The 13382-nt window shown below is 36.5% G+C and carries 15 protein-coding genes; 3 read left to right on the top strand and 12 right to left on the bottom strand.

Translation table 11 applies throughout. The features are described from left to right. Nucleotides 1-33: 33 nt before the first annotated feature. Both ACWPWS_RS17050 and folK read right to left on the bottom strand, forming a co-directional pair. Nucleotides 34-1149, bottom strand: coding sequence for an OmpA family protein (locus ACWPWS_RS17050; RefSeq protein ID WP_454047320.1), 1116 nt, complete (start codon nt 1147-1149; stop codon nt 34-36). Between the two features lie 17 nt (nt 1150-1166). Further along, on the bottom strand, nt 1167-1583 hold the full coding sequence (gene folK, locus ACWPWS_RS17045) for a 2-amino-4-hydroxy-6-hydroxymethyldihydropteridine diphosphokinase (RefSeq protein ID WP_454047319.1): 417 nt from the start codon (nt 1581-1583) through the stop codon (nt 1167-1169). A 20-nt stretch (nt 1584-1603) separates the two neighbouring features. Between folK and sppA the strand changes: the two genes are divergently transcribed. Further along, nucleotides 1604-3361: a signal peptide peptidase SppA gene (gene sppA, locus ACWPWS_RS17040; RefSeq protein WP_209787394.1), complete on the top strand. Its 1758-nt coding sequence runs from the start codon at nt 1604-1606 to the stop codon at nt 3359-3361. A gap of 78 nt (nt 3362-3439) precedes the next feature. On the opposite strand, the gene ACWPWS_RS17035 is transcribed toward sppA, so the two are convergent. The 7 genes from ACWPWS_RS17035 to rpmB all read right to left on the bottom strand — a co-directional run bounded on the left by ACWPWS_RS17035 (nt 3440) and on the right by rpmB (nt 6983). Continuing rightward, nucleotides 3440-3700 (bottom strand): GlsB/YeaQ/YmgE family stress response membrane protein, encoded by a 261-nt coding sequence (locus ACWPWS_RS17035; RefSeq protein ID WP_050019846.1) that lies wholly within the window; start codon nt 3698-3700, stop codon nt 3440-3442. 72 nt (nt 3701-3772) lie between these two features. Next, nucleotides 3773-4726: a signal recognition particle-docking protein FtsY gene (gene ftsY / locus ACWPWS_RS17030; protein ID WP_047425904.1), complete on the bottom strand. Its 954-nt coding sequence runs from the start codon at nt 4724-4726 to the stop codon at nt 3773-3775. A 15-nt stretch (nt 4727-4741) separates the two neighbouring features. Beyond that, nucleotides 4742-5209: a RidA family protein gene (locus ACWPWS_RS17025; protein ID WP_454047318.1), complete on the bottom strand. Its 468-nt coding sequence runs from the start codon at nt 5207-5209 to the stop codon at nt 4742-4744. Between the two features lie 142 nt (nt 5210-5351). After that, entirely contained in the window at nt 5352-6299 is a 948-nt protein-coding gene (locus ACWPWS_RS17020) for an MBL fold metallo-hydrolase (RefSeq protein WP_454047317.1), read from the bottom strand. An 82-nt stretch (nt 6300-6381) separates the two neighbouring features. Next, nucleotides 6382-6531: a DUF4295 family protein gene (locus tag ACWPWS_RS17015; protein WP_065722020.1), complete on the bottom strand. Its 150-nt coding sequence runs from the start codon at nt 6529-6531 to the stop codon at nt 6382-6384. Nucleotides 6532-6551: 20 nt separating this feature from the next. Then, the gene (rpmG, locus tag ACWPWS_RS17010; RefSeq protein ID WP_027373683.1) at nt 6552-6734 is read right to left on the bottom strand and encodes a 50S ribosomal protein L33; all 183 of its coding nucleotides are present in this window, start codon (nt 6732-6734) and stop codon (nt 6552-6554) included. A 6-nt stretch (nt 6735-6740) separates the two neighbouring features. Continuing rightward, on the bottom strand, nt 6741-6983 hold the full coding sequence (gene rpmB, locus ACWPWS_RS17005) for a 50S ribosomal protein L28 (RefSeq protein ID WP_002976757.1): 243 nt from the start codon (nt 6981-6983) through the stop codon (nt 6741-6743). Between the two features lie 243 nt (nt 6984-7226). Here rpmB and ACWPWS_RS17000 point away from each other — a divergent pair, with 243 nt between their 5' ends. Further along, nucleotides 7227-8936 (top strand): T9SS type A sorting domain-containing protein, encoded by a 1710-nt coding sequence (locus ACWPWS_RS17000; RefSeq protein WP_454047316.1) that lies wholly within the window; start codon nt 7227-7229, stop codon nt 8934-8936. Between the two features lie 174 nt (nt 8937-9110). On the opposite strand, the gene lnt is transcribed toward ACWPWS_RS17000, so the two are convergent. Beyond that, complete coding sequence (gene lnt, locus ACWPWS_RS16995) at nt 9111-10745, bottom strand: apolipoprotein N-acyltransferase (protein WP_454047315.1); 1635 nt, start codon at nt 10743-10745, stop codon at nt 9111-9113. 56 nt (nt 10746-10801) lie between these two features. Between lnt and ACWPWS_RS16990 the strand changes: the two genes are divergently transcribed. Continuing rightward, nucleotides 10802-11206 carry a VanZ family protein gene (locus ACWPWS_RS16990; protein WP_454047314.1) on the top strand — a complete coding sequence of 135 codons (405 nt, stop codon included), beginning with the start codon at nt 10802-10804 and terminating at the stop codon, nt 11204-11206. Here ACWPWS_RS16990 and proC read toward each other — a convergent pair. Together proC and murB are read right to left on the bottom strand one after the other, a co-directional pair. Continuing rightward, nucleotides 11203-12006, bottom strand: coding sequence for a pyrroline-5-carboxylate reductase (proC, locus tag ACWPWS_RS16985; RefSeq protein ID WP_454048200.1), 804 nt, complete (start codon nt 12004-12006; stop codon nt 11203-11205). The two genes, ACWPWS_RS16990 and proC, sit on opposite strands and share 4 nt — an antisense overlap. Nucleotides 12007-12365: 359 nt before the next feature. After that, on the bottom strand, nt 12366-13379 hold the full coding sequence (gene murB / locus ACWPWS_RS16980) for a UDP-N-acetylmuramate dehydrogenase (protein WP_454047313.1): 1014 nt from the start codon (nt 13377-13379) through the stop codon (nt 12366-12368). Nucleotides 13380-13382 lie beyond the last annotated feature (3 nt).

The following is a 13382-nucleotide window of genomic DNA, read 5'->3' as shown; positions in this document are numbered from 1 at the left end:
TCTTTTAGAAAAAAGAAGTTTAAGTTTTTTTAATTATTTAATTGGGCATCCGTTATTTTCAACAGGTCCTGGTACCGTCACGCACTTATCGTAAAGGTCGATAACTCCATCCAGATCCATATCTAAAGCAACTCCGGCACCATCTACTCTTGCTCCTGCAGGAGTATCAAGCTGTCTGTCCCAATCATCACATACTCCATCATTGTCTGCATCTCCTTTTTCGCAAACAACAAGGTCGGTACTTGCATTTTCAAGAACGCTGGTTCTGTAATAAGCTTCCTGAAGCGGATCATGCCATGCCAGGTGAGATTCTTGCTTTCCTAATTTGAAAGATAATCCTAAACTTACCGTCCAGGCATTATCAGATCTTCTGGAATTTAGCATATTATATTTTGAACCCGGAGTGGAAGGATCATAATCATTAGGATCAGCCCATCCGCCACCATCGAATTCATCATCACCACTGATAATGTACATGGTTCTTGCTTCAACATCAATAAGTTTCGAAACATTGTATTTTATTCCCAGACCTCCCTGATAGAAGATAGAGTTGATATCAATGTCTTGCTTAATGAATAAAGGGGTTCTTCTTGGGGTAGTACTCCATCTGAATTCATCATTGTCATGTAATGATGTTCTGAATCCCTGAACTCCAATACCCATATATCCGTGGAAAGCCCATCTGTATGGAGAATGATTGTCTACTCTTCTGAATAAATTTGAGAAGTTGATATCTCCTAATAAAGAGATGTTGTCAAATTGTGTTGTTGCAGTAGCTACTCCTGATTTTACACCTGCAGCACCGGGAAGTTGGGCTGTCTGTTTCGTTTCTCCTCTCATATACATAACGCTTAATGCGAATGCATGGGTGATTTGTTTGTCCACGCTTACATAAGCATTATACCCCCAATTGGTCTTATCCTTGCGGATAGATTTTAAATCAGAGTGTACCATGAATGCAGGACCTCCTCCGACTGAAATAGACCAGTCTCTGAAACGTCTGGCTTTGTTGTCGAAAGTTTGTACATTGGCGGAACCTGAGGAGAATGTATTAGGATACTCTGTGGAAGAGTTTACTGTAGTGCCGCTGTTCTGTGCGAAAGCTGCAATTGGCAATGATGTAGCCAATAATAATAAACCTAATTTCATACAATATGTTTTATGTTTTAAATAAAATCTTTCAATAATATTCTGGAAAAATCCCTTTCAAAAAGATGTTTTTTATGAGGGATTTCTAACCTTTCTGATTTAAAATTTAACTCATTATACTTAATGATATCAATGTCTATTATCCTGTCAGTATACCCTCCGAAGACTTTTGAATCATTAATTCTTCCCATCTCAACTTCTATATTCTTAATACAATCAAGCAGTTGGATTGGTGAAAGATGCGTGAATATTATTGCTGCAATATTACAAAAAATATTGGAACTGGCAAACTCTACGGGGTCAGACATTAAATATTCGCTGATTTGTGAAATGTTATTTCCGGCATCATTTATCTTCTTTAATGCAAGCTCTACATTTTTTTTTTGCTCTCCTAAGTTACTTCCTAGTAACAAAACGACCTTATGCTGCGACATATTGTAAAATTGATTGATTTATGAGAAGTTTCTTCAAAAATGTTTTGGCAAATATAGTAGCAATTATCATACTTTGCTCTCTATTTTTCATCTTTTTCATTATGATGATTGTGTTCAGTTCGATGGGAAATGATAAGTCGGTGGCGGTGAAAAAGAATTCGGTTCTTACGATTAATTTAAAAACAAATATAATCGATAGTCCCACTGAAGAAGAGATGGGGTTGTTCGGATTAGGCGCCCAAAATAAAAGTATCCTTATATATGATGCATTGGAGGCCATTAATAAAGCAAAAACTGATGATAATATTAAAGGAATCAGTATAGAAACTGATTATTTATCTGCGGGTCTTACTCAAATTGATGATTTGAGAAATGCTATTGAAGATTTCAAGAAAAGCGGAAAGTTTGTATATGCTTATGGAAACGGAGTATCACAGTCGGCCTATTATTTAGGATCTGTTGCTGATAAATATTATCTGCACCCGGCAGGAATGATAGAATTAAAAGGTCTTTCTACGGAGGTTACTTTCTTCAAAGATTTTGCTGACAAATATGGAATAGGAATTGAAGTGATCCGTCACGGTAAATTTAAGTCTGCAGTAGAACCTTTTTTAAGAAATGATATTTCTCCTGAAAATAAAGAACAGCTAAGCACTCTTTTGAATGATCTTTGGAAAAATACTTCCAATAAAATGGCTGCTTCAAGAAAGATTGATACGGCTCAGTTCAGAACGATTACAGATAGCTTATACGGAATGATTCCTGAACAAGGCGTAAAATATAAACTTGCGGATAAACTTATCCAGAAATCAGAATATGAAGATCTTCTTAAAACGAAGTTAAATGTAAAAGATAAAGAAAAGCTTAATAAAGTTTCTTTGGCAAGCTATATCAGTTCTTATGCAGATGATGATCAATCAGGTGAAAAAATAGCTGTGCTTTATGCTTCCGGATCTATCAATAATGGTGATGAATACAATGATATTCATTCTGAAAAATATGTAAAGTATATCAAAAAACTTCAGGAAGATGATAAAGTGAAAGCGGTTGTTTTCAGAATCAACTCTCCGGGAGGAAGTGCTAATGCTTCAGACGAAATCTTATTTGAATTGCAGCAGCTGAAAAAGAAAAAGCCACTGATTGTTTCTTTTGGTGACTATGCAGCATCAGGAGGATATTATGTAGCCATGGCAGCGGATAAAATTTATTCAGAGCCTAATACACTTACCGGTTCTATCGGAGTGTTCGGGGTGATGCCTTATTATAAAGATATTGCGGCGAAAAACGGAATCCGTGCAGATATTGTTTCTACCAATGCCAACTCTATGTATTATTCAGGATTAAACGGAGTAACCCCTTACGGAGTCAATATGATGACAAGAAGCGTAGAAGGTACCTATAAGAGATTTGTACATTTTGTGACTCAGAACAGAAAGAAAACTTTTGAACAGATTGATAATGTAGGTGGCGGTAGAGTATGGAGTGGTGTTCGTGCTAAAGAAATAGGATTAGTAGACGAATTGGGTACTTTGACAGATGCTGTGAAGTTTGCTGCGCAGAAAGCAGGATTAAAATCTTACCATGTAGAGGCTTTTCCTAAGAGAATGTCACCGTTTGAGCAAATCTTCAAAGATCTGAACGAGGAAGATGTTTCTGCAAGAATCATTAAAAATAAAATAGGGAAGTCCAACTATGAAATATTGCAGCAGATCACAGATAAAAAACTACAGTCTGAGGTGAAAATGGAAATGCCTTATCAGATTAGAATCAACAACTAAACTAAATTTTATATTGTATACAAAAATCCCGGACCTGAAATTTCAGATCCGGGATTTTATTTTTTATCAGCGTTAATATCAGCTTTTCTTTGTTGCCATTCCGTAAATCCAGAGGATAATTAAAGCGCCTCCAATTGAGAGAATCCAGCTTCTAGGATTCCAGAATGAAGTGACATCTCCCCAGTGTAGAATGTAAACTCCTATAGCTCCTCCTATAAACGCTCCCAGAATTCCCAGGATAATAGTGATAAGCCATCCTCCTCCCTGAGTTCCCGGCATGATCATTTTAGCGATAGCACCTGCAATAAGACCAAATAAGATCCATGTTAATATTCCCATAGTTGCAAATTTTTTTATTGTTAATATTTAAAAATGATTTGTTTACTAATATAAGGGAAAACATGATATAAATCATCTTTTCTTGAAGAATGAGTCTACAAATTCCGTACCATTAAAAAGCTGTAAATCCTGCATTTTTTCGCCTACACCAATATATTTAACCGGAATTTGGAATTGATCGGAGATACCAATTACAACACCTCCTTTGGCTGTTCCGTCCAGTTTGGTTACTGCTAATGCATTTACTTCTGTAGCAGCGGTAAACTGTTTTGCCTGTTCGAAAGCATTCTGTCCTGTAGAACCATCAAGTACCAGCAGGATCTCATGAGGGGCATCAGGAATTACTTTCTGCATTACTCTTTTGATCTTGGAAAGTTCGTTCATCAGGTTGATTTTATTGTGAAGTCTTCCTGCTGTATCGATGATTACTACATCCGCATTCTGTGCAACCGCACTTTGTACAGTGTCAAATGCTACGGAAGCAGGATCAGAGCCCATTTCCTGTTTTACAATAGGAACACCCACTCTTTCGCTCCAGATGACAAGCTGGTCTACAGCAGCCGCTCTGAAGGTATCAGCAGCACCAAGAACCACCTTTTTACCTTCTGATTTGAACTGATGAGCCAGTTTTCCTATAGTTGTTGTTTTGCCCACTCCGTTCACTCCTACAACCATGATGACATAAGGTTTTTTGGAAGTGTCGATATTTCCTGTACCGGCATGAGGATTTTCAAGCAATAATCCTGAAATCTCATCACGAAGAATTTTATCAAGCTCGTTAACGCTTACATATTTGTCTCTGGCAACACGTTCTTCAATTCTTCCTATGATTTTGATGGTAGTAGAGGCGCCTACATCGGAAGCAATCAGTACTTCTTCAAGATCATCAAGTACCTCATCATCTACTTTACTTTTGCCGACTACGGCTTTCGTCATTTTTTCAAAGAATCCCTGACTGGATTTTTCCAACCCTTTGTCTAAAGTTTCTTTTTCTTCTTTTTTGAAAATATTTTTAAACCAACTCATAGTTTTAGTTTATTCTTATTTATTTTTAATCACTGCTGTGGCTTCTACTTCTATAAGCACATCATCTCTGAAAAGCCTGCTCACTTCCACAAGGCTGCTTACAGGAGGATTTTGAAGATTGACATACAAATCCCTCACTTTTCTGAAATCAGCTGTTTTTTTGATATCTGTGGTGTAGATTACCAGTTTGATAATATCTTTTCCTGTGCCTCCATATTCTTTCAGGATGTTTTCAATATTTTTGAAAACCTGCTGTGCCTGATCTTCAATAGTATTTCCCACTAGGTTACCTTCCAGATCCAGAGGCACCTGTCCGGATAATAAAACCATTTTAGAACTGCCACAGTCAATACTTACTGACTGAGATAATCCTTTTATGTTGAAAACTTTCGGCGAACTTTTATATTCTACAGGGTTCATTGTTTTCTGACTGAATGAAAATAGAAAAGTTGCTGTACATAACAGAACAAGAATCTTTTTCATATTTTGCTGATTAATAATCTGGTGAGCAAAGATAGCAAAAAAACTACCCAAAAAATGAGTGTTTTTTTTACATTATCTATAAAATATAGACTATCTCACCACGTTAAGCCCGTTATATTGTGTATCTTTTTCTTATTTAAAATTATAGTTCTACCGTATCTCCAAGTCTTGCAATATTAAATCCATTGGCCAGAACCGTTTTGCTCTGTTGGCTATCCGGAATTAAAAGTTTGTTGGTGTGATTGAAGTGAATAAAGTAGATTTTCTTTTTTTCCTGAACCGGCAGGTTTTTAAAAAGCTCCATACTTTCCGTTACAAATGGATGGGGAATTTCTGAGATATCTCTGAAGCCTACTTCTTCAGCGTCATAAAACGTGGCGTCTAAAAATGCATAATCAACCTTTTTGATGAAATCTGTAATGCTGTGCTTCCATGTATTCCACTTATCAATATCGGGTATAAATAAAGCCTTCTTATGAGGTCCCTGAATTAAGTATCCTACTGTTTCGGAGTATTCATCCCGATGAGGCACTAAAATAGGAGTGATCTGAAGATGAGGATTTATTTGTAATGGCACTTCATTCTTCATTTCCCGGATCTCAATGTTTTTTAAATGAACCAATTGTGACCAGGGTCCGTTATTCTCAAAATATTTCTTAAGTATCGGCATAGCGTACACCGGAATATTTTTAGAATTCATACCTTCTCTTCCCAAAAACATCAAACCTGTATAATGGCCGATGTGGGCATGCGTGATAAAAATTCCATCCGGAGCTGTTTTTTCCAATGTCCCGGATTTTTCCTGTAATAATTGAAGTTGTGAAGTGAAATCAGGACTGCTATCGAAAATATAATTTTTTTGCAGATCGTAATCAATGACTCCCATTGATATAATTTTCCGATCTTGTCTGGGATGTTTCCAAAGATCAGCACAACAGCTTTTCTTACAGCCTGCCTGTGGTGAACCTGCATCCTGTACATTTCCAAGGACCGTTAAGACGACCCCTTTATTTGTATTTGTTTTAATACTTTGAGCCCAAATGGGACAGAAAATAATGGTGCCCAAAAGCAGCGTAAACAACGATTTCATTTGTATGTTTTTAAGCATAAAAATAACAAAAAAACTACTCACAAAATATGAGTAGTTTTTTATATTGTAAACAAAGTACAGATTATTTCTTTAAATAACCATCTACTTCGTCAGCATTCATTACTTTTTCTTCGAAAACGTAAGCTCCTGATTTAGAAGACTTAACCATTTTCACCACTTTAGTCATTTTTTTAGACCCAGTTTGTAGGGTTGCTACTACTTTCTTTGCCATGGTAAGTTATTATTTATAAATTACTTAATTTCTTTGTGAAGGGTAGATCTCTTAAGAACAGGATTGTATTTTTTCAATTCCAATCTCTCTGTAGTGTTCTTTTTATTTTTTGTAGAAATGTATCTAGACATTCCTGGCATACCACTTTCTTTGTGCTCTGTACATTCAAGGATTACTTGAACTCTATTTCCTTTTTTTGCCATGATTTATTAATTCTTTTTAATCAATCCGTTTCTAGTAGCTCTTTCAATAGCTTCCTCGATTCCAATCTTGTTAATCACTCTCAATCCATGAGCTGATACTTTCAGTGTAACGTGCTTATCTTGCTCCGGAAGGTAAAACTTCTTCTCTAATAAGTTAATTTCAAAACGACGCTTCGTTTTGTTATTAGCGTGAGAAACGTTGTTACCAACCATTGCACGCTTTCCTGTTATTTGGCAAATTCTTGACATATCTCGATGTTCTTATTTGTATAATATTTGAGAGTGCAAAATAACGAAGAATTTTTTAGATAGACAAATCTTTTAGAAAATATTTGCAAATAAGTGACTGATTAATAATCATGAATTTTTAAAATAGTAGAATCCTTGGGATACAGCAGTTAATCAGTGCTGATATATTTCATACAGGCTTTTTTTTAAGCAAAGAATTTAATATTCTATCTTTGTTTTTAATTAATCTAAATAAAAACAACTATGAGGAGGATTTATATTTTATGGTCTATGTTGCCTGTCAGTCTGATGGCCCAGAACTTTACTGAGGTGCAGACCAACATGAATAATTTTTATTATTCAGCAGCTGATATTGCTGATATAGACAACAATGGTACACTGGATATTGTACTCAATGGTGCGATTGATTCTGACGGTGATGGAAATGTAGACAGTACCTACAATGAAGTATATCAGAATAACGGGACTACTTTATTACCGTTTGCAGGATTAGGAGCAGATGTGACGCATCTGGGAGATATTAAGTTCATTGATTATAATAATGACGGGCTGATGGATATTGTTTCTACAGGACTCAGCTATTGGGATGTTGTTAATTATAAACAATACCGATTCAAAAATACCGGAACAGGATTTGTAAAAGAAGCAGAGTTACCTGGTAAAATATATGGTTCTCTGGAAGTTTTTGATTTTAATCATGACGGGAAACCTGATTATGCCATTAATGGAACTCAATATGCCCATGGAGGAGGTTTCGGAAATAGTTTAGATTATTATAAAAATACAGGGACTGATTTTGTTCTGACGGAAAACTGGGTGGATGGAACTCAGAGCGGAAGTTTTAAAGTGGTAGACCTTAATAATGATCATCTTCTGGATCTTGTGATTATCGGATCGGATATCAACGGGGATCCTGTATCCAAAGTATATATGAATCAGGCAGGGGTTCTGACCCATACCCAGGATCTTGCTCCCGTAGCAGTAGGGAAAATAGATTTTGCAGACTTTAATGCAGATGGTTTCCAGGATATTGTGGTGATTGGAAGGGATGCCAATGATGATGGGTATTTTGCCGTTTTAATGAATGATGGTACTGGTACACTGAATGCTCAGACCATTACGGTAGGGGATATTTCAGATGTGGCATTAAGTGTTGGTGATCTTAATAATGATGGGTATTACGACTTTATCATTTCCGGGAATGAAAACTATAATGCCGTTGTGAAAACGTATATCTATAATGCATCCAATAATACATTTAATGAAGGAATTGTAACGGGCATCCATGAACTTGGAGGTCCGGGGATGGTTCAGCTTTTTGATTTTAATAACGATCATCATCTGGATATATTACTGGGTGGATTCGACTGGGCTGCTTCTGATCTGCCTTCACTAACGAAAGTATTTAAAAATAATGCTACAGCGGCCAATGCAAAACCTGCTGCACCTACTCAGCTGAATATGACGAAAAATGGAAACAGGTTCAATTTTGCCTGGAGTGGTGCATCGGATGATAAAACTCCGGTGAATGCCTTACGTTATGAAATTACCGTAGGATCTACACAGGGAGCTCATGATATTGCTAAGTATGTAGTAACCACACCATCATGGTTTCTGGATCTTGATCCGTCCATTCAGAATATATACTGGAGTGTAAAATCTATTGATGCTTCAAAAGTGTATTCTGATGCTTCTGCTCAAAGTGTGCTGGGAACAGCGGATATCAAACCTGAAAAGCAACTTGTTATCTATCCTAATCCGGTATCAGATAAAGTGTATATCAAAGGCGAAAAAGTTTCAGAAGCTGAAATGTATTCGATGGACGGAAGAAAACTGAATATTAAGGTAAACGGAGATCAGTCTATTGATGTTTCTCATTTACCTAAAGGAGTATATTTATTAAAACTGAAGATAAAAAACGAAATAACCACCAGAAAACTTACGATTAAGTAATTGAATCAATTCTATCTTCTATCAATGAGAAAAGCCAGGCGTCCAGCTGGCTTTTCTTTTTTTTTATGTAAAAAATCTGCAGAATTTGCGAGTATTCTATTTTCCCGCTCATCGTGCAGATCACACAGATCTTGTGTTATTTGTGGAAAGATTTGCGCAATTCGTGTTTAAAGACTACGCTTTCTTTGTTTTCTTTTTGAACCATTCAATCAGGTAATAGAACAATAAAAATCCTAATGCAAATAGGGAAAATCTTGAAAGAATATCTCCGGCTCTGGTATAGAATGTCATGGTATCATAAAGATTTACCTTTGCGAATAAGGCTGTTTGGTCACCATAGAAAGTATCAGCAGTAATCTCTCCTTTAGCATTGATGTGTGCTGAAATCCCACTGTTGGCCGCACGGGCAATTTCTCTTCTGGTTTCAATAGCTCTTAATTTCGCGTAAGATAGAAGTTGTTTGTGTCCCTCTGTAACGCCCCACCAGGAATCGTTGGTCATAATTCCTAAGAAATTAGCTCCTTTTTTTACATAGTCTGTTACAAACTCCCCGTAAATACTTTCATAGCAGATAATCGGTGCCAGTTTTCCTTTATTGTAAGGGTTTGAAAAGGCAACTCTTTCTTTATCTGTTCCCAAAGAGGCTACGGTACCGCCAAGGTTCAGCATGGCATCTCCCAGCAATGGTTTTAAAACATTCATATAAGGGAATATTTCTACACCCGGCACCAGTTTTCCCTTGTGATAAACCTGAACTTTTTGGTTAGGAACCAGTTGAATCGCCGTATTATAGCTGCTTACCCAAACACCGCTATTGATCTGATAGGCTTCTTTAGGTAAATCAACCGGATTATAAAAAAAACGGTGGGAAGAAATTCCTGTAGCAAAAACAGATCCCGGATGATTGGATAAAAATCCTTTTATATTATTTAAAAGTAAACTCTTTTCAAACGCTGTTTCAGAAATAGATCCTCTGCCAGGAAGCGCTGTTTCGGGAGCAATATAGTAATCAATCTTACCTGTTGAGTTTTTTTCAGCAAGAGCCAATAAATCCTGTTCTATCGTCAGACTGTCTTTCGAATATTTTTCAGCATAAGGATCCAGATCCGGCTGGAGCATCAGAACGCTTACCTGCCCGACAGGCTTTTCATCAAAACTATTGTATTTGATCACTGAAATAATCATCGGTAAGATAATTAAAGCCCCTACGATAGCAGAGTTTTTAATCAGATCTTTTCTTTTTCTTCCGGCTTCCCAGGTTCTTACCGTATAGAATATTAAAACATTAACCAAAAGAATCCAGAAGCTTCCCCCTGTAGCACCTAATGTGTCATACCATTGGATCAGCTTTGGGTAGTCTGAAAATACATTCCCCAGGTTCAGCCATGGCCATGTCAGTTCCCATCCCAAATGAAACTTCTCAAAGCTCATCCAGATGGCAATTAAAAATCCTAATCCCCAATAGGTTCCCTGAGCATTTTTGTACCAGTGATAACATTGGAATACCAAAGAATATAAAAAAGAATTTACCAGTACCGGGAATAATACAGCCATCATAGAGTGGCTTCCGTCAGGGTTTTTTGAGCCATACAGCCATCCTGTAGTGACTACATTCCAGATCACAAAGCATAAGTAAGATAATCCGAAGACGACCCAGCTTTTCCTTTTGTAATCTGAGAATTTTGAAATTCCATGTTCCATCATCAGAAGAGGAACAAGGGCAAAAAATATAAAAAACGGAACTCCATAAGTTGGCCATGAAACCGACAGCAGCATTGCTGAAATAAGTGTAAGTAGAACGTATTTCATTAAATTATTTTAATACACAAATTTAATGTTTTTGAAATGAATATATTAGCAGTTCAATGTTAAAGAAAATATATAAAATCATTATTGTTCCCTATAGTCTGCTTTTGCTCTATCTGATGTTTTTAGGAATGGGCAGATTTCAGTACGAGGAAAATCTTATCACGGTAGAACCTGTTTTTTCTACGATAAAATTTATTCAGGGTCCACACAAGACGGTAGATATTGTGACGATTGTTTTGGGCAATATTATTATGTTTATTCCTTTTGGATTTCTGGGCTGGATGATTCCCGAGCTGAAAAAATTAAAGCCATTGATGTTTGGTTTTATCTCATGTATCTTAATTGTAGAAGCTCTTCAGTACTTTACAAGAATGGGAATATTTGAAGTAGATGATATTATCCTGAATACTTTTGGAGTGTATCTGGGATGGATATTGTGCAGCGCTATTGATAAGGTTTAATTATTAAGTTCCTTCGCACGTTTTTCGGCATTCAGAATTCCCTGTTTCAGAATTTCTTTGAAACTGTTTTCTTCAAACGTTTTTAAAGCAGCTTCAGTAGTTCCGCCTTTAGAAGCAACGTCTTTAATCAGTTCTTCAAGATTTTTGTCAGAATTATTAATCAGGTGATACGCTCCCAGCATGGTTTGTTTTACAAAAAGTTTGGAAAGGTTTTCTTCAATTCCCATTTCAACCCCTGCTTTAATCATGGCATCGATGATATAATAAAAATAGGCAGGACCACTTCCTGAAAGAGCTGTAACACCATCCAGAAGTTCCTCATCCTCAAGGTAAACCGATCTTCCGGTACTGTTCAATAATCTTTCTATACTGATTAATTGACTGAAAGAGATTCCGTTGGCCGCAGTATAGCCTGTAATTCCCATTCCCAAAAGGGTAGGAGAGTTCGGCATTGCTCTTACCACTAATGGATGATTCAGCGATTTCTGAATTTTTTCAATATTAATCCCTGCCATGATGGAGAGAACCATCTGGTTTTCTTTGAAGGTAAATTGAATATTTTGAGCAACGGCATGAAAATCCTGAGGCTTTACGGCAATAATGATTAAATCAGCATCGAGTTCCTGAATTTCTTCAAATGTAGAAATTTTAGATTGGGGAAATTCTTCAGCTATTTTGGAGATTTTTTCCTGACTTCTGATAATAAGATGAAGATGTTCAGGTTTGATCAGTTCGTATTTCAAAAAAGATTTTGAAAAAGAAAGTCCCATATTTCCGGCTCCAAGAATAGCTATTTTCATCACAAATTGTAATTTTTAAGCTAAAATAATGATTTTCCGGAGACTGGATATGAATTGGTTCTGAATTAATTTTTGTTGGGTAAGCGCAAAGGCGTAAAGATTTTGAATAATATGCTGTTTTAAGACGCGAGAAATCGGAGATTTTCAACAAGGGTGAGAATGAAATAAGATAAGGTTAATCCTTTTGTAGCCCAAAGATCGAATAGTATTAAATTTTATCGAAGATTAAATCCTTGCGCCTTAAAATAATAACAAAGAAAATAAAAGATCCTTGCGACTTTGCGTTTATCCAATACTTAAAGATAATAAGAAATAAAAAAAGACTGAATTCATATGAATCAGCCTTTATATTTTTTAGATTAAATAATATTCACTTCCCGTTCAAGTTCTATTCCGAACTTTTCTTTCACAGAATTGATGATCTCTGTAGAAAAATCAAAAATTTCCTTTCCGGTAGCCTTTCCTGTAGCGTTGATGATCACCAATGATTGAAGTTGGTGGGAAGCTGCATTTCCGATCTGCTTTCCTTTCCATCCACATTGCTCAATTAACCATCCTGCGGGTACTTTTACCATGTTTCCATTGGGATAACCCTGAATATTTTCAAATTGCTGTTTTAATGCTTCAAACTGAGCCAGAGGAATTGTCGGGTTCTTGAAAAAACTTCCGGCATTTCCGATTTTCTTAGGATCCGGCAGTTTGCTTTGTCTGATATGGATTACCGCTTTGGAAACATCCTGAATCGTAGGATTTTTAATGCCAAGATTTTCCAGTTCGGATTGGATGGCTCCATATTCGGTTTTGATACGATGTTCTTTTTGGGTAAGCTTAAAAGTGACTCCAAGAATAACATATCTGCCTTTTTCTTCCTGTTTGAAAATAGAATCCCTGTATCCGAATCTGCATTGTTCAAGACTGAAGGTTCTCAGTTCAAGATTTTCCAGATCCAATGCCTCACAGCTTACAAAAACGTCTTTGATCTCTGTTCCGTAAGCCCCGATATTCTGCATAGGAGAAGTTCCCACATTTCCAGGAATTAAAGACAGGTTTTCAAGTCCTCCATAATTTTTTTGCAGGCAGTACATCACAAATTCATGCCAGTTTTCACCTGCTTTTGCAGTTACTAATACTTCATTTTCACTGATGTGTTCTTCGGAAATTCCTTTTAAATTCAGTTGGATAGCAAGACCGTCAAAATCTTTGGTAAGAAGAATATTGCTCCCGCCTCCCAAAAAGAGAAGCTGAAGGGAATTCGTCTTCGAGAAAATGAGTGCCTCTTTTAATTCATCAATAGTACTGACTTCAGTAAAATAATGGGCTTTGGCTTCAACACCGAATGTGTTATAAGGTTTTAATGAAAAATTTTCCTGCATGTT

The organism is Chryseobacterium sp. Marseille-Q8038, from assembly GCF_965111995.1.
This window is presented reverse-complemented; position numbering and strand designations above follow the sequence as displayed.